The organism is Bradyrhizobium sp. AUGA SZCCT0222, assembly GCF_018130205.1.
Classification (GTDB): domain Bacteria; phylum Pseudomonadota; class Alphaproteobacteria; order Rhizobiales; family Xanthobacteraceae; genus Bradyrhizobium.
The window spans coordinates 14,134-33,077 of the sequence record NZ_JAFCLX010000014.1 but is presented as its reverse complement, the minus strand read 5'-3'; the positions used below and the strand labels follow the sequence as shown (position 1 = coordinate 33,077).

Genomic DNA, 18,944 nt, shown 5'->3' with positions numbered 1-18,944 from the left:
GCCCAAAGCAAAACGGAGGCCGCGAGGCCTCCGTTTTTTATCCCGAATGCTTGAAACCCAAACCTTACCCCAGCCGTCCCGCCGCATGCGCGAGCAGGGTGTAGACGAGGCCGGTCTCCGAGGTCAGGTGGCCGCGCAGCGCCTGCGGACCGCGATCCTCCCGCGCAACTTCGTCGAGCAAGCGTTCGAACTCGGCGATGTAGCGGTCGACCGTCTGCTTGAAGGCACGGTCGGCGCGATACTTGCGGGCGACCTCATCGAACGCCTTCTGGCCGGCGGGCGTGTAGAGCCGCTTGGTGAAGGCCTTGCTCTCGCCGCGCTGATAGCGATCCCACATCTCGGCCGCGAGATTGCGATCCATCAGCCGGCCGATGTCGAGCGACAGCGATTCCAGCGGATTGGCCGGCCCGCCTTGCGGCGCGCGCGGGCGGGGAGCCTCGCGTCCGCTCGGACCACCGGCGTCGGTGCGGCTGAGCAGGTCGGACAGCCATCCGTCGCGTCCACCATCCTGGCTGCTCGCCGGGCTGACCGGCGGGGCTTCGGTGCGGCGCGTCGCCGGCATGCCGAGATCCGGCGGCGGCAGGTTCGATGCGCTGCCGGTGTCGCGCATGCGCACGTCGTTGCGGCCGCCGCTAGCGGCTGCTGCCATCACGGGTTCTTCCTGGCGTTGCACGCTGGCGCGGCTCGTCGTCATGACGTCGAGGCCGCGGCCATGATGGGCGACGATCCGGTTGAGTTCGGCCAGCGCCTCGATCTGGTCGACGATCACCTTGCGCATCTGCGCGGTGTTGTCGGCGGCCTCCTGCGGCATTTCGAGCACGCCGCGGCGCAGTTCGTTGCGGGTCGCCTCGAGCTCGTGATGCATCTCGGATGCCATCTGCTTCATGGCCACCACCATGGCGCCGAACTTCTCGGTCGACTGCTTGAACATCGCGTCCGTTTCGGCGTTGCTCTGCTGGTACAGTTCGTTCATGGCGTCGATGGTCTGGTGCCGCTCGTTTTCGGCCGCGACACGAACCGCTTCGAACTGCCGGCTGATCGCGGCAGAACCGGCGCCGGCGGTTTCCGCCACCACGCGGGCGATGTCGCGGGCGCGTTCCTCGGCGGCGGCAAGCGATTCATCCAGCAAGCCGGTGAAGCGCGACAGCCGCTGATCGAGGTCGGTGGTGCGCAGATCGATGGTGGTCACCAGCGATTCAAGTTGCGATTTGCGTTCGGCGACAGACGTCGTGGTGGTGCGGTTGGCGTGTTCGACCGCCGTGGCGGCATCGACCAGCGCCTTGCCGTGGGTTTCGAACTCGCTCGACAGCGAGCCGAGATCCTCCAGCGCCTTCGAGGTCTTGGTGTTGAAGGTGGTGAGCTGGTCTTCCAGCGTCTGGGTCGCAACGCCGTTGCGCGAGGTGACGTCGTTCATGGCGGACACGAAGTCGGCCACGCGGGTCACCAAAGCGCGCTCCAGCGAGTTGAGGTTGTCGTGGGCGCCGGTCAGCACTTCCTGCAGCAGGATGTTGCCTTCACGCAGCCGCTCGAACAGCGCGACGGTGTCGGTGCGCAGGATCTTGCTGGTCTCCTGCATTTCGGTGACGGCCGCGATCGAAACCTGACGCGACTGGTCGATGGCCGAACGCGACGACTGCTCGAGATCCTTCAGCGACTTCGCCACCGCGCCGGTTGCCATATCGCCCGCGGAGGTGATCGTGCGGGCGACTTCCGAGCCATGGGTCGCCATCGATTGCGAGAACGCCTGGCCCCTTGTCTCGATCGACTTCAGCGAGTCGGCGGTGACGCGGTCGAGCTCGGTCGTGAGCTGGGTGGTCTTGGCGCTGAGCGCCTCGACCAGCGAACCACGGCGGCTGTCCACGATCTGCGCCAGACGATCGGTCTGCTGCTGGACATAGGTGACGATTTCGTCGGTCTTGCCGGTCATCGTCGAGCCGAAATTGCTGCTGGCTGACAGCACCGAGCGTTCGATATCGGCGGAGGTCGTCTTGACCTTGGAGCTGACTTCGTTCGAGGCGGCGACGAGCGCACTCTGTGCATTCTGCGCGCTGGCCTGGATCGCGTTCTGCGCAGTCTGCGCCGTGGTCTGGATGTTGTCGGTGGTGGCGGCGGTGACCGCAGCGAGCGAGCGCTCGATGTCGCTGGCGATCGCCTTGATCTGGCTTGCGGCGTCGGCCGAGGTCGCGGCGAACGAGCTCTGCGCTTCGCGCGCGGTGCCGAGGATCGAGGCGGCGGTGCCGGCGCCGACCGCGCTCAGCGTGCGTTCGACATCGATGGCCAGCGACTTGACGTGGTCGGCGGCTTCCGTCGACGCGGTGGAAAGCGCGCTCTGCGCTTCACGGGCGCCTATCGTGATCGACTCGGCGGTGGCATTGCCTGCCATCGAGAGCGAACGTTGCATGTCGGCTGCCAGCGACGCGACCTTGGTCGCGACATCCGTTGATGCGGTGAGGAGGGTGTTCTGGGCTTCGCGAGCACCCGATGTGATGGCCTCGGCAGTGGCGGTGCCGGCGGCAGACAGCGAACGCTCGACGTCGGCCGTGAGCGACTTGACCTGGCTGGTTGCATCCGTGGAAACGGTGACGAGGGTGTTCTGGGCTTCGCGTGCACCTGACGTGATGGCCTCGGCTGTGGCGGTACCGGCGGCCGAGAGCGAGCGTTCGACGTCGGCAGCGAGCGACTTGACGTGGCTGGCTGCATCCGCGGACGCGTTGATGAGGGTGTTCTGGGCGTCGCGGGCACCAGCGGTAATCGATTCGGCGGTGGCGGTGCCGGCGATCGACAGCGAGCGCTGGACGTCGGCGGCGAGCGACTTGACCTGGTTCGCCGCATCCGTGGATGCGTTGACCAGCGTGCTCTGCGCCTCGCGGGCGCCGGCGGTAATCGATTCGGCGGTGGCGGTGCCGGCGATCGACAGCGAGCGCTGGACGTCGGCGGCCAGCGACTTGACCTGGTTGGTGGCCTCCGTGGAGGCTGCGATCAAGGTGCTCTGGGCTTCGCGAGCGCCGGTCGTGACGGCTTCGGCCGTGGCGGAGCCGGCGGCCGACAGGGCACGTTCGACGTCTGCGGCGAGCGACTTGACCTGGCTTGCCGCGTCCGCGGACGCCGTAACCAGCGTGGTCTGGGCCTCGCGGGCGCCGGAGAGCACCGACGCAGCGGTGGCGTTGCCAGCGGCCGAGAGCGTGCGCTCGACGTCGTCGGCCAGCAATTTGATCTGGGACGCAGCTTCGCTGGAAGCCGAGACCAGCGAGGTCTGGGCCTCGCGGGCGCTGGTGAGGATCGAGTTCGCGGCACCGGTACCGACGGCGGTGAGGGAGTTTTCGACCTCGGCCGATGTCAGCCTCAGCTGGGCGCCGACATCGGACGAAACCGTGAGCAGCGCCTGCTGCGCGGTGCGCGCGCCGGTCTGGATGGTTTCAGAGGTGTTGACCACGAGGTTGGTGAGCGAGCGCTCGGCGTCCTCGACGTGCGACCTGATGCCCGAGGACAACAGTTCGGCGCGCGCCATGAGGTCGTCGCTGGCCTGACGGCCGCTGCTTTCGATACGGCCGGCCACGGCTTCGACGCGCGAGCCGAGCAAATCCTCGAACTGGGCGACGCGCATGTCGATGTCGGTGGCGACGGCGCCGACCCGGGTTTCGATACCCTGGTGGATATCCTGGAACCGCGCCGCGATGGTGTCGGTCAGATAGGCGCTGCGGCCGTCGATGGTCTGGGTCACGCTGGTGATGCGCTGGTCGATGGCTTCGACCGCTTGCGCGGTGCCAACGGTCAGCGACGTGGTGACGTTGCCGAGGCGCTGGTCGATGGCTTCGACCGCTTGGGCGGTGCCAACCGTCAGCGACGTGGTGACGTTGGAGAGGCGCTGGTCGATGGCTTCGACCGCTTGCGCAGCGCCAACAGTCAGCGACGTGGTGACGTTGGAGAGGCGCTGGTCGATAGCTTCGACGGCTTGCGCGGCGCCAACCGTCAGCGACGTCGTCAGGTTGGTGAGGCGGGAGTCGATCGACTGGATGGCCTGCGTGGTGCCTCCGGTCAGCGACGAGGTGAGTTCGGTGAGACGCGAGTCGATCGAGTGGATCGCCTGCGCGGCACCGTCGGTCAGCGAACTCGCCAGTGTGCCGAGGCGATCATCGATCGTCTCCGTGACGGACCTGGCGCGGGTGTCGAAGGTCTGCTCCAGCGCTTTCAGGCGGCCGTCGACGGTCTCGTCGAACGACCTGATCCTGGTGTCGAGCGAGTTGTCGAGATGGTTGACGCGCGTGCTCAGCGTGGTTTCGAACTGCAGCAGGCGCTGATCGAGCGAGGCGGTGATCTCGCCGCTGTTGGAGATCAGGCGGGTGTCGAAGGTATCGACATAGTTCTTCAGGCTGTCGGCGATGTCCTGCGTCCGCTGGCCCATGCGTTCGACGATCTCGCCGCCGAAGGTTTTGACGGTGCGGTCGAATTCGGAGATGTGACGGGTGATCAGGGCGCCGAGCGTGCCTGAGTCGCGGGCGAATTTCTCGACCAGTTCGCTGCCCTGGTTCTGCACCAGTTCGTCGAACGCGCTCATCTGCAGCGAGAGGCTGTCGTGCGCGGTCTCGGTCTGGCTGACGACCTTGGCGACCAGCGAGTTCACGGTCACGTCGAGCGCGTCGCTGGCCTTGTCGCCGGAGGTCATGATGCGGGTCGCCAGGCGGTTGCCGGCCTCGTCGATCTTGCTGACGAGATCACCGCTGCGCAGCTCGAGTTCGAGCAGCAGCGAGTCGCTGGAATTCTTCAAGGAGTCGTGGACCTGTTCGGTGCGGTCGGAAATGCCGTCGACGATGGTCGAGGAACGCTGCTCGAACTCGCCGGTGATGCGGTCGATGCGCTCGTTCAGCATCTCGTGGACGCGATCGGCCAGATCGACGAACTCGTCATGGACGTGGCCGGTCTTGAAGTTGAGGCTGGTGGTCAGCCGTTCCGAGGCGTCGAGCACGGCGCGCGTGGTCTCGGCGCTGGCTTCCTCGAGGCGGTCGAGCAGGTCGCCGCCGCGCTCACCGAGCGCGAGGATCATGTTGTCGCCGGCATGGCTCAAGGCGGTGGTGATGTGGGCGCCGCGTTCTTCCAGCGCGCCGGTGATGCTTTTCGCGACTTCGTCGACGCGCGAGGCGATCGCGTCCGAGATCAGCGCGATGTCGTGGCGCAGGTCGATCTGCACGCCGGAAATGGCGCTGCGAACCTGCTCGGCCTGGCCGACCAGATTGTCGCGCTGATGGGCGATGTCCTGCAGCAGCGCGCGGATGCGCACTTCGTTGTCGGAATAGGCACGCTCCAGCGCCGCGACTTCGTTGGCCACCAGCGTTTCCAGTTCACCGGCGCGCGCGATCGCGCGTTCGACGCCGTCGCCCATGGCAGCTACTTCGCGGCGGATCGCCTGGCCGACCGTCACCATCGAGTCGGAAGCGGCACCTTCGGGCTCGGAGAAGCGGATCGCGACCTGCGCCATCGATTGCGCGATCATCCGCATTTCCTGGCCGCGCCAGGCAAGGCTCGCGAGGAAATAGAACAGCAGCACCGGCGCAAAGAACAGCGCGGCGAGGCCGCCCAGCACCAGCACGCCGCCGCTCTGTCCCATTGCGGCCTGCAGCGAAGGCAGGAAAGCGGCGGTCAGCAGCGCGCAGCCGACGATCCAGACGCCGGCGAACACGGTGGCAAGCGTATAGACGCCGCGGGCAGGGCGGCCCTTCTGGATTGCCTGGAGAATTTGTCCGATGGTTTCGCGGTCATCGTTGGCGGCGCGACGCGGCGCGCGCGGCTCTTCGATCGGATCGAATACCTGGCGGTCGACGCCAGAACGCGTATCAACGCGCGTATCGAACGAGGTTTCGGAGTAGGGCGGGGGCGCGGACGAAATGCTTGATGGCGAAAGGTCGTTGTTGCCGATCGAATTGCGATTGGGATCGACAGTGGTGTCACTGATGTTCAGCGCTTCCTGAATGGCGGAAAGCGCGACTTCGGTGGGATCTTTGACCTTCTTGGGATTGTTCGCCATGTTCAGTCGAGCCCTCTTACTTTTTACGCGTCCAGCTGGTCTTGCAAACGCCCCCGCAAGCCCAAACCGGATCTTTGCCCCCACACGGACCGCAGCCGCGCCCCGTCGGCGGCTTGTCCGCTACATCCGCAAACATCCTATTGGTTGAGTGATGCGAATGAAATGGCCGCGATTAAGACATTCTTAATCATCGTTAACAGCTTTGTGGCTTAAGGCCTTACGGATACTCGAAATTCCCGTGGGAGACTGTTCTTTACGGCAACTCCTCGGCGAAAAGTAGGCGAAGTTGCGGCAATTCCGGTGAACGTTCCATTAACCAGTTTCGTGATTGGGTGGCCAAAACGGCCCTGCCTGGATCGGTCCGGCGGGGAGATGTGGGTCAGGCCATGCCGCTGCACCTTGAACGGATACAATGGATGCCATCGCCGCCGCTCGCTCCCGATGACGGTCCGATCGATTTCGAACACCTTAAGCGGATGACGCTGGACGACGCCGGCCTCGAACAGGAGGTGCTGGCGATGTTCGCGGCCCAGTCGGCCAAGCTGATGGCCATGCTTGCCACCGTGCCGGCAGATGCCGATGCGCTGGCCCATACGCTGAAGGGCTCGGCCCGCGCGATCGGCGCCTTCGGTGTGGCGGAAGCCGCCGCCCGGCTGGAGGCGGTTCTTGCTGATGGCGCCGATCCGTCCCGGCTTGTTGCCGAACTCGGCGAGGCCATTGCGCGGGCGCGGGCGGCGATCGAGGCGACTCTGCGCCGGTCCTGACGCGGACCTGCGATCTGACGCCCGCCAAAACCCCGCCAAATTAGCCCCTTAGGTTTTCGTCCCGACCGCTGGCGCTGTGCGGATCGACCCGTTATAGGACTGCCGGGGACCCTCCTACCGTATACCGGCAGCACGAGCGATCATGGCCAAAATCCACTTTGTCGACCATTCCGGCGAAAAACGAACCATTGAAGTCGAAAACGGCGCGACCGTGATGGAAGCCGCGATCCGCAACGCCATTCCGGGCATCGAAGCCGAATGCGGCGGGGCCTGCGCCTGCGCGACCTGCCACGTCTATGTCGAGGAAGAATGGCGCGAGAAGGTCGGCTCGCCCACCCCGATGGAAGAGGACATGCTGGATTTCGGCTTCGACGTACGGCCAAATTCGCGCCTGTCGTGCCAGATCAAGGTCTCCGACGAACTCGACGGCCTCGTGGTCTCGACGCCGGAACGGCAGGCCTAGACCTGGTCCGGCTCCGCCGGATGGTTCAGCGCGCTCCGGCGCGCTCCTTTCCGACCAGTTCCTCATCGACCGCATAAACCGCGCAGTCGGCCGCAATTTTTGCGCATGCGGCAAGGGCTGCGTCCTGCGCCGCGACGGCCGACCGCTGCCCGCCGCGGTAGCCGAAGCTGCCGGTCGGAGACACCGCAAAAGCCTTGTGAGGGCTCGCGGACAAATAATCTGCAAAGGTCGAACGGCCTTTTTCACCCAACCGGGGCGGCGGCGAAAGCGCTGCCGGAAGTGGTGCTGCGGCCAGTTCCCGCGTTCCCAGATTCTGCTGGTGCAGGAAGCGATCGACCATCGGGGTCCATAGCGCAATGCCCCTTGAGAACAGCGTGTGCCCGTCATCGCGGAACGCTGGGGCGTCGATCAATTCGGCGCGGCCGCCGGCGCCGGTGAACGCCGCGTGCATCCGGTGCGCGAGGTCGGGGCGAAAGAACTTGTCGTTCTCCGCATAGATCCACAGCATCGGAATTCGCGACGTCCGGCCCAGAGCCGCAAATGCCCGGACCAGTGCCGCCTCGTCGCAGACATCGTCATCGGCACGTGAACCGCGACCGCCGGCGAAGCTGATTGCGGCGACGAGGCCGGGCGGCGCAGTGGCGGCGAGCGCGATGCTGGCAAAACCGCCCGCCGAGGAGCCAACCGCGATCATGCCGCTGGTGGACACGTCGGTGCGGTCCTGCATGGCCCGGATCGCGGCGGCCAAATCCTCGGCAGACGCCCGGGCCGATCGCAAATAATCACGATTGGCGCAGCGACCGTTGCTCTCGGCATATCGGCCGCCGGAGTCGCCATAGCCTCGCCGCATCACGACCAGCGCTGCGAAACCGCGCCGCGCGAATTCGATCGCCTGCCGGTACATTCCATATGGCGACATGGTGGCTCGCGCGGTGTGATCGCGCGGTGCGCCGTGGCTGATCAGCGCCAGCGGAAAGCGTCCGCTGCCCGAGGGCCGCACCAGCATTGCCTCAAGGCCCGCCGTTTCCGCAGCCGCCATCGGAATGCGCAAATCCTCGCGATAGAATCCATCGGCCGCGGCGGGCTGCATCGTCGCGGAGACGATCAACACCGCCAGCAGCGCGGCGCGCATTATCGTCCGTCCATTCCGCGCCGCAGCCAGCGCTGGAAGTTTCCGATGATCTCCTCGGTCAGCGGTGTCGGCTTGCGGGTGGCTTCGTCGAGCAGCACCGACACCGATTGTGCCGAGGCAATGCATGTGCCTTCGGCAAATACCACCTGGTCGAAGGTCACGGAGGTGCGGCCGAATTTCACCACCCCTAGTCCCATCTCGATGGTGCCGGGCCAGCGCAGCTCGGCGCGAAAATGCATGTCGAGCCGGACCATGATCCAGGTGACGCCGTGCGGCATCAGCCCGTAACTGCGATCCTTCATCAGCGTGACGCGGCCGGTTTCGAAATAGGTCGCATAGACCGCGTTGTTGACGTGCTGGTTGGGGTCGAGGTCGGCGAAACGCACATTGTCGGTCAGCCGGTAGGGGAAATCCTCCAGGCGCGGCGTTGAATCGAGGCGGGCAGGGGCGTTCACGGGGCGGTCTCCGAACGTTTCACGTTGTTACAGCCCAGTTATCCTGCTCCGGCAAGGGGTTGAGGCGAAGGCCACCTGCCATATTATGGCTTTCCTGTTCCACCGGCGTTGGCTAGACAGACGCTGCCCCAGAAGCGCCGCCCAGGCCATCGGCGCGGTCCAACCGAAAAGAAGCTGAGATGAGCGAAGCGATCAAAACCGATGTGCTGATTATTGGTGCAGGTCCTTGCGGACTGTTCGCCGTGTTCGAACTGGGCCTCCTCGATATGAAGACGCATCTGGTCGACATCCTCGACAAGATCGGCGGCCAGTGCGCCGAGCTCTATCCGGAAAAGCCGATCTACGACATTCCCGGCATTCCTTTTGTCACCGGCCAGGGCCTCACCGACGCGCTGCTGGAGCAGATCAAGCCGTTCAATCCGACCTTTCACCTCAACGAGATGGTGGAGACGATCGAGAAGATCGGCGATCCGCTCTTTCGCGTCACCACCGACGCCGGCCAGGTGTTCGAATGCAAGGTGGTCGTGATCTCCGCGGGCGGCGGCTCGTTCCAGCCCAAGCGCCCGCCGGTGCCGGGCATCGAGGCCTATGAGGGCACCTCGGTGTTCTACGCGGTGCGCAAGATGGAGCAGTTCCGCGACAAGAATATCCTGATTGTCGGCGGCGGCGATTCCGCACTCGACTGGACGCTCAATCTGCACCCCATTGCCAAGCGCGTGACGCTGTTGCACCGGCGCGATGATTTCCGCGCCGCTCCGCACAGCGTCGAGCAGATGCGCGCACTGGTGGCTTCCGGAAAAATGGACCTGAGGATCGGTCAGGTCACCTCGCTTGAAGGCGAGGGCGGCAAGCTCTCGGGCGCCATGATGAAAGGCAACGACAACGCGGTCTCGAAAGTCGAGTGCGATACGATGCTGCCGTTCTTCGGGCTGACCATGAAGCTCGGACCGGTTGCGAACTGGGGCGTTGCGCTCGAGAACAACCTGGTGCCGGTCGAAACCGCCGCCTTCGAGACCAATGTATCGGGCATTTTTGCGATCGGCGACATCAACACCTATCCGGGCAAGCTGAAGCTGATCCTGAGCGGATTCCACGAGGGCGCGCTGATGGCGCAGAAGGCGCACCGTTACGTCTACCCGGACAAGCGCCTCGTCTTCCAGTACACGACCTCGTCATCGAGCCTGCAGAAGAAGCTCGGCGTCAACTGACAGCCGGCGCATCCGACGAAAGTGTTTGACTAAGAGTTCGACTGACGTTCATTTAGAGCAGCGCCCCTGAGCTGTCCCATTCGGAGAGCACCGTGAAACGTTGGTCGAACCGAGTGAGGCGGTGCGCGGTCATCTTGTTTTTGTGCGCCCTGCTGCCGGCGGCGGGTAGCGCCGTTGGTGGCGAGAGTTCGGACGACACCATCAAGGTCGGCGTCCTGCATTCGCTTTCCGGCACCATGGCCATCAGCGAAACCACGCTGAAGGACACCGTCCTGTTCCTGATCGACGAGCAGAACAAGAAGGGCGGCGTGCTCGGCAGGAAGCTCGAGGCGGTCGTGGTCGATCCGGCGTCGAACTGGCCGCTGTTTGCGGAAAAGGCCCGCGAGCTGATCACCAAGGACAAGGTCGCCGTCGTATTCGGCTGCTGGACCTCGGTGTCGCGCAAATCCGTGCTCCCGGTGTTCAAGGAGCTGAACTCGATCCTGTTCTACCCCGTGCAATACGAGGGTGAAGAGAGCGAGCGCAACGTGTTCTACACCGGGGCGGCGCCGAATCAGCAGGCGATCCCCGCGGTCGACTACCTGATGAAGCACGAGAAGGTGAAGCGCTGGGTGCTGGCCGGCACCGACTACGTCTATCCGCGCACCACCAACAGGATCCTCGAAGCCTATCTGAAGTCGAAAGGCGTCGCGCAGGAAGATATCATGATCAACTACACGCCGTTCGGTCATTCGAACTGGCGGATGATCGTGGCCGATATCAAGAAATTCGGCTCGGCCGGCAAGAAGACGGCTGTTGTCTCCACCATCAACGGCGACGCCAATGTTCCCTTCTACAAGGAACTCGGCAACCAGGGCATCAAGGCGACCGACATCCCGGTTGTCGCGTTCTCGGTCGGTGAAGGCGAGCTTGCCGGCATCGACACCAGGCCGCTGCTCGGCCATCTGGCCGCCTGGAACTACTTCCAGTCGATCAAGGATCCGGCCAACGAGAAGTTCATCAAGGCCTGGCAGGCCTACACCAGGAATCCGAAGCGCGTGACCAACGATCCGATCGAAGCGCACGTCATCGGTTTCGAAATGTGGGTCAAGGCGGTCGAGAAGGTGAAGTCGACCGACGCCGACAAGGTGATCGACGCGCTGCCGGGCATCGAAACTCCAAATCTGACCGGAGGTATCGCGAAGATGCTTCCGAACCATCACATCACCAAGCCGGTGTTCATTGGTGAAGTCAAAATCAATGGTCAGTTCGACGTGGTGTGGAAGGCCCCGGGCCTGGTGGCCGGCGATGCATGGTCGAACGAACTCGAGGGCTCCAGGGACCTGATCGGCGACTGGGTTGGCAAGAAATGCGGCAACTACAATACCAAGACCAACAAGTGTGGCGGCAACCATTGAAGCCGGTTTGCATATGGAGCCGATTTCCGGCTCTTGCCGGAGGCGATTCCAACAAAAATATGACCGAATGGCCGCGGCGCGTTCGCCGCGGTCTCGCGATCGTCTTCCAGGCACTGGAACCGTCCGCGAAATGGCCTTAGTCTGCGGCCATTCATCTTGTGAAATTAGTCAGGTGATGACGATGCGAAGTGCGCTTTTTGTGGTTCGACTGATATTGCCGATCGTGATGGGGCTTGCGTTCGTTTGCGAACTTGCTGCGCAAACGGCGGAGCCGTCAGCCGCCGGGCTGTGGCAAAAGGTCGAGAAGGGGAAGCCGGTCGGATGGTTTCTGGTGGTCGATCGCGACGGCATCTATGAAGGCGCGTTTGCCAAGCTTTTTCCTGAGCCAGGCGATGCTCCCAATCCGGTCTGCTCAAAATGCACCGACGATCGAAAAGATCAGCCGTGGCTCGGGCTCTCCTTCATCCGCGACATGAAGCGAGACGGACTGAAATACGAGAATGGCAATGTGCTCGATCCGCGCGATGGCAAGATCTACAAAGCCAAGATGACGGTCAGTCCCGACGGACAGACTTTGACCATGCGCGGCTATCTCGGCTTCTCATTATTGGGCAAGGATGAGATCTGGACCCGGCTGCCGGACTCCTCGATCGTTTCGCTCGATCCGGCCATCATCGCGAAATATCTGCCGGCCCAGGCGGCGGCGATGAAGCAGCCCGCTCCGAAAGCGCCTGTCGCAAAGAAGACGACGGCGCCCGCGCCTGCACCTGGAGCGCCGGCCCCCGCGCGTTGAGCAAAACTGCTGGAGGAGATGATCCGGCCAAGCATGCCCTCGGGCCACGACCCGATGGGCGGCACCGGTTGTCCCTTGCGACAAACGCGAAACGTTTGCGCGGAGATCACGCTCAACCAAAATGATAGAGCGGGATGACGATCCGAAGAAAAGTCATCGAACGCTAACGCGTCCCCGGCAATGCCGGGATCGGCGATACCGGCTGCGAAATCACTTCAGGCACGGCGGCATCCAGTTGCAGCACAGCGGCTGCGGCCGGCAGCGCCGCGTCCGCCATCGCGGCGTGGCCTTCGGCGGTGGGATGCACGGCGCCGCCATACACCGCCGACAGAACCCCCCAGGTCGCGTCGTGGATGTCGGCAGGCTGCTGCGACGACGGCAAGCCCAGCGGATAGGTCATTGCCGCGAAGTAGCTGTCATTGGCGTCGCGGATCCAGCGCGCGCGCGGCAGATAGGCGCGATATTCGCCGGCGCTGCGGCCGCACAGCATTGGCTGGCTGGCGGCGGTGACGATGTCGGGATCGAAGCTCTCGCCGCGGGCCGAGAAACATTGGCGATCGAATTCGGGATCGCTCTCCGCACGCGCGCAGAAACCGTGGCTCGCAAACGTCGCCTGATGCGCATCGACAAAGGTCATGCGGTCGGCGCGCGGATTGCGGCACAGGATGCCGGATTGGCACAGCGCGAGCGCCTTCAGCTGCGGCAGGAATTCGCCCTCGACGAAATTCGAGACGGCGGCGAGCCGTTGCGGCTCGGCGTTGAACGAGGGGTGGATATCGAAGCCCGCCCGTCCGCCGGGGCACGGCGTGCCGTTATTGGCCAGCGTCGGGTTGGCGTAGGAGGTGTAGACGACGCGCGACATATCGCCGACCAGCGGCTTCAGCGCCTCGCGCAGCTTGGCGAATCCTTGCGGGAGGTCCCGCATCAGCGCGCCGCGTGCCTCCTCGACCGATGCCAGCACGCCGCTGCGCCGGAACAGGGCGCGCTCCGTCGCCGTGTCGACGATCACGTCGGCGACGAGCCCTGAAAAATAAATGTCGTTGGCGCCGACCGACAGCAGCACCAGATCGAGCTTGCGGTCGGGCTGGCGGCCTTTGGCCGCCGTGACGGCTTCGCGCAGTTCAGCGAGCTGGGCGTTGACCGTGCCCCGGCAGCTGCCCGATTTCGACGGCGGGCAGTCACGGGCGCGCTGCGAGCCGAACAGGCCGTCGGCGATGGTGGCGCCGGTGCAGGCCAGCGGCAGATACGTCACCGCGATATGCGGATACTGTACGGCGAGCGCCAATGCGGTCCGCGTCTGATAGCTGTAGAGCGAGCGGTGGCAGGCTGCATTGAGCCAGAGCGCGCTCTGCCGCTGCCAGACGGCCATCGTATCCGGGGCTTCACAGGCCCGTCCGCCTTTATAGCCGGCGCGGCTTGGACGGTAATATTGTGAGGCGGCCGATCCCAGATAGGAGCGGAAGCAAAAGCCTTCATCGGACAGCGCGATAGGCCGGTCCGGATTCCCCTCGCCGGAGGCGACGCTGTCGCCGAGGCCGGCGATGAAGATGTCGCGCACCGTGATCTCGGTGGCGACGCGCTGGCTGCCGTCCGAGCCGGCGGAGACGTCGACGCTGGCAACGGTGGTACGGCCGTAGCGGACCCTGAAATTGACCGGCTCGGCGCAGTCGAACGTGGATCCTTGCGGTCCGTCGCCGTCGTCGAACGACCAGGCGCAGGTGGCGCCGACCGGAACCGGTCCCGTCAGGCGGACGGTGATGGGATGATCGACCGGCGTCAGATAGCTTTCCTTGACGTTGTCGCGCGTGCAGGGCTCGCTGACGCGGCCGGCAAGATCGATGCAGAGCCGGTTGACGGTGTTGCGCGCCCAGCCGCGGCCGTCGCTTTGCAATCCCAGCGCCTGTTCCGCGGCCAGAATGCTGCGGCCGCGGCTAGCCTCGGCGTGCAGTTGGAAATCCCGTTCTTCACGGAACAGCCGGAAGCGGTTGCGGACCTCCCAGGAAATCTGCAAGGCGCCTTGGGCGATCTGCGCTTCCGCAGGGGGAGGCGATAGCGCCGCCAGCGCGCCGGCGAGCAGCGCGACTGATACTATCGATCGAGGTAAAATACCGGCCATGGCGCGTTTGACGTTAGCGGTAAGGCAGAAATAAGAGAACCCGACCCTCGTAACCCAAAAGACTGAAGCAGGCAGATAACGTCGCTGTTACCGTTTGGCTCGCTTGAGCGGCTGCCTGACCGGGACCTCCGCCGTGCGGGGCTGTTCGTTCATCTGGCGGCTGGCCTGCGCGAGCCTGCGGCGTTCCTGCCAGGGCTGCACCACGCTGAGCCAGAGTTCGCGCGCGCCCATGATCCAGATCGAGATGCCGAAGGGAATCAGGAAATACAGGATCCGGAACACCACCAGGGTTGCCAGCAATTGTTCCTTGCCGAACTGGGGCAGCGCCACCAGCATCGCGGCGTCGAACACGCCGATGCTGCCCGGCGCATGGCTGGCGAAGCCGAGCAGCGTTGCGAGGATGAAGACCACCGCCAGCGAAACGAAATCGATATGGGGCTGTGTCGGCATCAACAGATACATCGCCAGCGCGCAGAACCCGAGATCGACGACGCCGATCATGACCTGCAGCAGCGTCAGCCGCGCCGAGGGCAGCACCACCTTCCAGCCGTTCTGGCCGAGTTCGCGGCGGTTCTCGCCCATCACCAGCCAGAGGAAATAGGCCGCGATGCCGGCGAGGCAGCCGAGCGCGATCAGACGGTTCACCGAAGGCGGCAGCAGATCCATGGCCGTCGCCGCTTCGGGATGCCAGGCCATGCCCATGCCGAGCACGAACAGATTGCCGAGCCAGAAGGTCAGACCCGAGAGGAAGCAGATCTTGGCGACATCGATCGCGGTCAGGCCGTAGTCGGAATAGATCCGGAATCGGATCGCGCCGCCGGTAAAAACGGTGGCGCCGATGTTGTGGCCGATGGTGTAGCTGGTGAAACTTGACAGCGCGGCGATGCGATAGGGGACGTGCGTCTTGCCGATGGTTCGCAGCGCAAAGAAATCATAGAAGGTCAGCGTGCAAAACGCGCCTACCACGCACAGCGCAGCCAGCGCGATGCGATGCGGCGCGATTTCCGTCAGTGCGGTCAGAATAATCGCGGTGTCGACGCCCTTCAGGGTGTGAACCAGATGGGTGACGGCAAGGATGATGATGAGGAGACTCGCAGCGATCCCTAGCCGTTTCCAGCCGATCTTCTCCTTGAAGCCACGCCCAAGCGTGGTCAGCAGCCGATGCATTCATCCTCCCGGCGGGATGGCAAAAGAAAACCTGTCAAACGAGGCGACAGGGACGGTCAGACGCACCGTGCGCGAAGACACATAAGCCAAAATCGAACCGTTGTGCAGCCCTTGACAAGCCTAGCTTCTGCGTTCGTTCGGCAACCCTGTCATACGTCCTACATATGCGGCCGCGTTAACGATTGTGAGTCGCGGCCAGGCGTATTCCCAACGCTCTCTTGCAAGCGCCGTTCCGCTGTCACCGGGGCCCGCCCCGCGTAGATCGGCTTGAGGAGGGGGCCGCGGTTCGCATTCCCAAGCCGAGGGACGGTTATTCGGAGGCATCACGACCATGAACGGCTTGTTCATCCCGAATTGCGGACATCTAGTATTACGCTGAGAGACAACTCGTGAAAGCGTCGCCGCCGAAGACGCCTGAGAACGCGGCCGAAAAGCAGCTTAAACGGGGCTTTTTGTGTCATCTCGACGAAACAGGCGCATGCCCGGAAAGGTGCTTCCGCTGCGGGGGGCCGATGGGCACGGCGGTCAATTGCCCGTCGATCGACGGCATCATCCAGAAAGTGACGAAGTCGTGGGCGAGTTTGCGGCCGTGCTGGAAGCAACGCTGAGCAATGTCGCCTACGTCGCTGCGCTTGTCGCTATGGCCACTTGATCGCCCGGGTGTGGAGCTGCCGCGCGACGACGCGCCGGCGGAGCCCACGGTTGGTCTGCGGGCCGCGAGCTGATTTGTCCGGTCCATTGAGGCAAAACGCCGCGCATGCAAATCGCGCGTTCTTGCGTCCGTGGCTGCGGTTCTGTCCGGCGCCACTGCCGGTACAGGTACTCACCGATCACTTCACCGGTTCGTCATTTGAGGCCGCGCTCGGTCGATACCGGGAATCACCGGGTAACGGCAGGAACCCGCAACCGGCACGCGAGGACGCCAAGCATTTGTTCACCATCGAAGCAGACGAAACCGCGTCGGTTACCCCAAATGCACCATTAGCGTCGTCATTACAGGCCGATAGCAGAGGTCTGTGATGTATCAAGTTCTGAATTGCCTCGTCACCGAGCATGATTTGCGGCTGGTCGTTCTTGGCGGCATCATTTGCTGGCTCGCCAGCGCGGTAGCGATCAGCCTGTTTCATCGCGCCCGGGCCTCACAGGGCCGCACCCGCGCGATCTGGGTCGGCCTTGATGCTGCGGTCGGCGGCTGCGGAATCTGGGCCACCCATTTCGTGGCGATGCTCGCTTACGATCCCGGGTCCGGGGCCGGGTACAACATTCCGGTCACCCTGCTGTCACTGATTTTTGCCGTCTCGATCGCGGCGGCCGGGCTCAGCGTCGCCCTGCTCAACGATCGCCGGTCGACGCTTGCGATGGGCGGCGCGATTGTAGGTGCTGGCGTCGCAGCGATGCACTACACCGGCATGATGGCGCTCGAGCTTCCGGCGCGCATCGTCTGGTCACCCGGCATCGTGCTGGCATCCGTTATGCTCGGGAGCATGTTCGCAGGCCTGGCGTTCGTTGTCGCCGCGCGCCGGGATGACCGCAAACATACCTTGGCCGCCACGGGCCTGCTGACGATCGCGATCGTTTCCCACCATTTCACGGCGATGGGCGCGGTGACGCTCGTTGCGGATCCCACCCTCGTCACCGATGAATTGACGATCTCGCCGGCCGCGCTTTCCTTTCTGACCGCGGTGGCGGCGTTCGCCATCCTCGGTATATCGTTCCTGGCGGCGATGCTCGATCGCCGTTCAAGCAGCGAGCTGCACCAGCAGAAGGTCCTGCTCGACTCGGCGATCACAAACATGTCGCAGGGACTTTGCATGTTCGATGCGGACGGCCGCATCATGCTGTTCAACCAGCGCTACAGCGAGATGATGGATCGGACCAATATGCCCCTGCAGGGCCGTCTGTTGGTCGACGTTCTGCAGGATCAGAAATCGATCGGAAAATGGGACGGCGATCCCGAAGAATTCTTCAACATTGTGGTGACCGCGGCGAAAGCCGGCGAGAGCCTGACCCGCGTCGTCACCCGCAACGGTCGTTCGATCCGCGTCGTCGATCAGCCCAAAGAGGGCGGTGGTTGGGTCGCGACCTTCGAGGACATCACCGAATGGCAGGCGGCGCAGGAGCAGATCACACATATGGCGCGCCATGACGCGCTCACCAACCTGCCGAACCGGACGCTGTTCCGCGAGCAGCTTGAGAAGGCGCTGCGGCTCGTCAAGCGCAGCGATCAGCTCGCGGTATTCTGCCTCGATCTCGATCATTTCAAGGAAATCAACGATTCGCTCGGCCATCCGGTCGGCGACGCCCTGCTGAAAGAAGTTGCCCGCCGGCTCGGCGAATGCGTCACCGAGCACGACACGGTGGCAAGACTTGGCGGCGACGAATTCGCGGTCGTGCAGTTCTGCAGCGACTGCGATCCGTCGGCGGTGGCCTTGCTTGCCAGCCACATCGTCGAGAAGATCGGGGAGCCCTACGATATCGGGGGCCACCAGCTCGTCGTCGGCGTCAGCATCGGCATCTCGCTGGCGCCCGAGGACGGCAAGCACCCCGATGAACTGCTGAAGAAGGCCGATCTCGCGCTCTATCGCGCCAAAGCCGACGGCCGTGGCACCTATCGCTTCTTCGAGAGCGGAATGGATGCCCGCGCCCAGGCGCGGCGCATTCTGGAACTGGATCTGCGGGCGGCGCTGCAACGCGACGAGTTCGAGGTCTATTATCAACCGATCCGCGACGTCGCCAGCGACAGCGTCGTCGCGTTCGAGGCCCTTGTACGCTGGAATCATTCGCTTCGCGGGATGATCGCGCCGGCTAATTTCATTCCGCTGGCGGAGGAAACTGGCCTGATCATTCCGCTCGGTGATTGGGTGCTTCGGCAGGCCTGCGTTGACGCCGCAGGCTGGTCCGAGGATATCACCGTCGCCGTCAATCTTTCGCCGGTGCAGTTCAAGAATCCGAACCTGATCTTGTCCGTCAAGTCAGCGTTGCAGGCCTCCGGTCTTCCGGCACAACGCCTCGAACTGGAGATCACGGAATCGGTGCTGTTGCAGAACAGCGAGGCGACGCTGGCGGTTCTGCATGAGCTTCGCGGCTTTGGCGTCAGGATCTCGCTCGACGACTTCGGAACGGGTTATTCGTCGCTGAGCTATCTGCGCAGTTTCCCGTTCGACAAGATCAAGATCGACCGTTCGTTCGTCACTGAACTGGCCACGCGCGACGATTCCATGGCCATCGTCCGCGCCGTCACCGGATTGGGCAAGAGTCTCGGGATCGTCACCACCGCGGAGGGCGTCGAGACGGAGGCCCAGTTCGATCTGCTGCGCCGCGAAGGATGCACGCAGGCCCAGGGCTATCTGTTCAGCAAGCCGCGTCCCGCCGCCGAGGTGGCCGCGATGCTGTCGAAGCCGCGCGCGCGCATCGTCGCGTAATCGCAGAG

At 64.1% G+C, this 18,944-nt stretch carries 12 protein-coding genes; 7 read left to right on the top strand and 5 right to left on the bottom strand.

The window, feature by feature from the left end; translation table 11 throughout:
- Positions 1–64 precede the first annotated feature (64 nt).
- Complete coding sequence (locus JQ629_RS14735; protein WP_212413299.1) at positions 65–6,019, bottom strand: apolipoprotein A-IV repeat region-like domain-containing protein; 5,955 nt, start codon at positions 6,017–6,019, stop codon at positions 65–67.
- 386 nt (positions 6,020–6,405) lie between these two features.
- Here JQ629_RS14735 and JQ629_RS14730 point away from each other — a divergent pair, with 386 nt between their 5' ends.
- Both JQ629_RS14730 and JQ629_RS14725 read left to right on the top strand, forming a co-directional pair.
- Positions 6,406–6,783, top strand: coding sequence for an Hpt domain-containing protein (locus JQ629_RS14730; protein ID WP_212413298.1), 378 nt, complete (start codon positions 6,406–6,408; stop codon positions 6,781–6,783).
- A 142-nt stretch (positions 6,784–6,925) separates the two neighbouring features.
- Complete coding sequence (locus JQ629_RS14725) at positions 6,926–7,246, top strand: 2Fe-2S iron-sulfur cluster-binding protein (RefSeq protein WP_192737738.1); 321 nt, start codon at positions 6,926–6,928, stop codon at positions 7,244–7,246.
- Positions 7,247–7,271: 25 nt separating this feature from the next.
- Here JQ629_RS14725 and JQ629_RS14720 read toward each other — a convergent pair whose 3' ends face one another.
- Together JQ629_RS14720 and JQ629_RS14715 are read right to left on the bottom strand one after the other, a co-directional pair.
- Positions 7,272–8,378: an alpha/beta hydrolase family protein gene (locus tag JQ629_RS14720; protein ID WP_212413297.1), complete on the bottom strand. Its 1,107-nt coding sequence runs from the start codon at positions 8,376–8,378 to the stop codon at positions 7,272–7,274.
- Positions 8,378–8,833, bottom strand: coding sequence for an acyl-CoA thioesterase (locus JQ629_RS14715; RefSeq protein ID WP_212413296.1), 456 nt, complete (start codon positions 8,831–8,833; stop codon positions 8,378–8,380). The genes JQ629_RS14720 and JQ629_RS14715 overlap by 1 nt, the downstream gene beginning before the upstream one ends.
- Before the next feature lie 179 nt (positions 8,834–9,012).
- Here JQ629_RS14715 and JQ629_RS14710 point away from each other — a divergent pair, with 179 nt between their 5' ends.
- From JQ629_RS14710 to JQ629_RS14700, 3 genes are all read left to right on the top strand, one after another.
- The gene (locus JQ629_RS14710) at positions 9,013–10,041 is read left to right on the top strand and encodes an NAD(P)/FAD-dependent oxidoreductase (protein ID WP_212264249.1); all 1,029 of its coding nucleotides are present in this window, start codon (positions 9,013–9,015) and stop codon (positions 10,039–10,041) included.
- Between the two features lie 134 nt (positions 10,042–10,175).
- Positions 10,176–11,438, top strand: coding sequence for an urea ABC transporter substrate-binding protein (gene urtA / locus JQ629_RS14705; protein WP_249135056.1), 1,263 nt, complete (start codon positions 10,176–10,178; stop codon positions 11,436–11,438).
- Positions 11,439–11,619: 181 nt separating this feature from the next.
- A complete protein-coding gene (locus JQ629_RS14700) occupies positions 11,620–12,231 on the top strand; it encodes a DUF2147 domain-containing protein (RefSeq protein WP_212413295.1) in 612 nt (203 codons plus the stop codon).
- A 163-nt stretch (positions 12,232–12,394) separates the two neighbouring features.
- On the opposite strand, the gene JQ629_RS14695 is transcribed toward JQ629_RS14700, so the two are convergent.
- Positions 12,395–14,347, bottom strand: a complete 1,953-nt coding sequence (locus JQ629_RS14695) for an SGNH/GDSL hydrolase family protein (protein WP_212413294.1) — start codon at positions 14,345–14,347, stop codon at positions 12,395–12,397.
- Between the two features lie 87 nt (positions 14,348–14,434).
- Complete coding sequence (locus tag JQ629_RS14690) at positions 14,435–15,514, bottom strand: lysylphosphatidylglycerol synthase transmembrane domain-containing protein (RefSeq protein WP_212038756.1); 1,080 nt, start codon at positions 15,512–15,514, stop codon at positions 14,435–14,437.
- Positions 15,515–15,903: 389 nt separating this feature from the next.
- On the opposite strand from JQ629_RS14690, the gene JQ629_RS14685 reads away from it, so the two are divergent.
- Both JQ629_RS14685 and JQ629_RS14680 read left to right on the top strand, forming a co-directional pair.
- Positions 15,904–16,122: a hypothetical protein gene (locus JQ629_RS14685; protein ID WP_212413293.1), complete on the top strand. Its 219-nt coding sequence runs from the start codon at positions 15,904–15,906 to the stop codon at positions 16,120–16,122.
- A gap of 411 nt (positions 16,123–16,533) precedes the next feature.
- Positions 16,534–18,936 carry a bifunctional diguanylate cyclase/phosphodiesterase gene (locus JQ629_RS14680; protein WP_212413292.1) on the top strand — a complete coding sequence of 801 codons (2,403 nt, stop codon included), beginning with the start codon at positions 16,534–16,536 and terminating at the stop codon, positions 18,934–18,936.
- The last annotated feature ends 8 nt before the right edge of the window (positions 18,937–18,944 follow it).

What these genes read in the sequence shown, in the direction of transcription:
- JQ629_RS14730 (WP_212413298.1), top strand. Translation starts at nt 6,406, where the DNA reads ATGCCGCTGCACCTTGAACGGATACAATGGATGCCATCGCCGCCGCTC.
- JQ629_RS14725 (WP_192737738.1), top strand. Translation starts at nt 6,926, where the DNA reads ATGGCCAAAATCCACTTTGTCGACCATTCCGGCGAAAAACGAACCATT.
- JQ629_RS14720 (WP_212413297.1), bottom strand. Translation starts at nt 8,378, where the DNA reads ATGCGCGCCGCGCTGCTGGCGGTGTTGATCGTCTCCGCGACGATGCAG.
- JQ629_RS14710 (WP_212264249.1), top strand. Translation starts at nt 9,013, where the DNA reads ATGAGCGAAGCGATCAAAACCGATGTGCTGATTATTGGTGCAGGTCCT.
- JQ629_RS14695 (WP_212413294.1), bottom strand. Translation starts at nt 14,347, where the DNA reads ATGGCCGGTATTTTACCTCGATCGATAGTATCAGTCGCGCTGCTCGCC.
- JQ629_RS14680 (WP_212413292.1), top strand. Translation starts at nt 16,534, where the DNA reads ATGTATCAAGTTCTGAATTGCCTCGTCACCGAGCATGATTTGCGGCTG.
- JQ629_RS14690 (WP_212038756.1), bottom strand. Translation starts at nt 15,514, where the DNA reads ATGCATCGGCTGCTGACCACGCTTGGGCGTGGCTTCAAGGAGAAGATC.
- JQ629_RS14735 (WP_212413299.1), bottom strand. Translation starts at nt 6,019, where the DNA reads ATGGCGAACAATCCCAAGAAGGTCAAAGATCCCACCGAAGTCGCGCTT.
- JQ629_RS14700 (WP_212413295.1), top strand. Translation starts at nt 11,620, where the DNA reads ATGCGAAGTGCGCTTTTTGTGGTTCGACTGATATTGCCGATCGTGATG.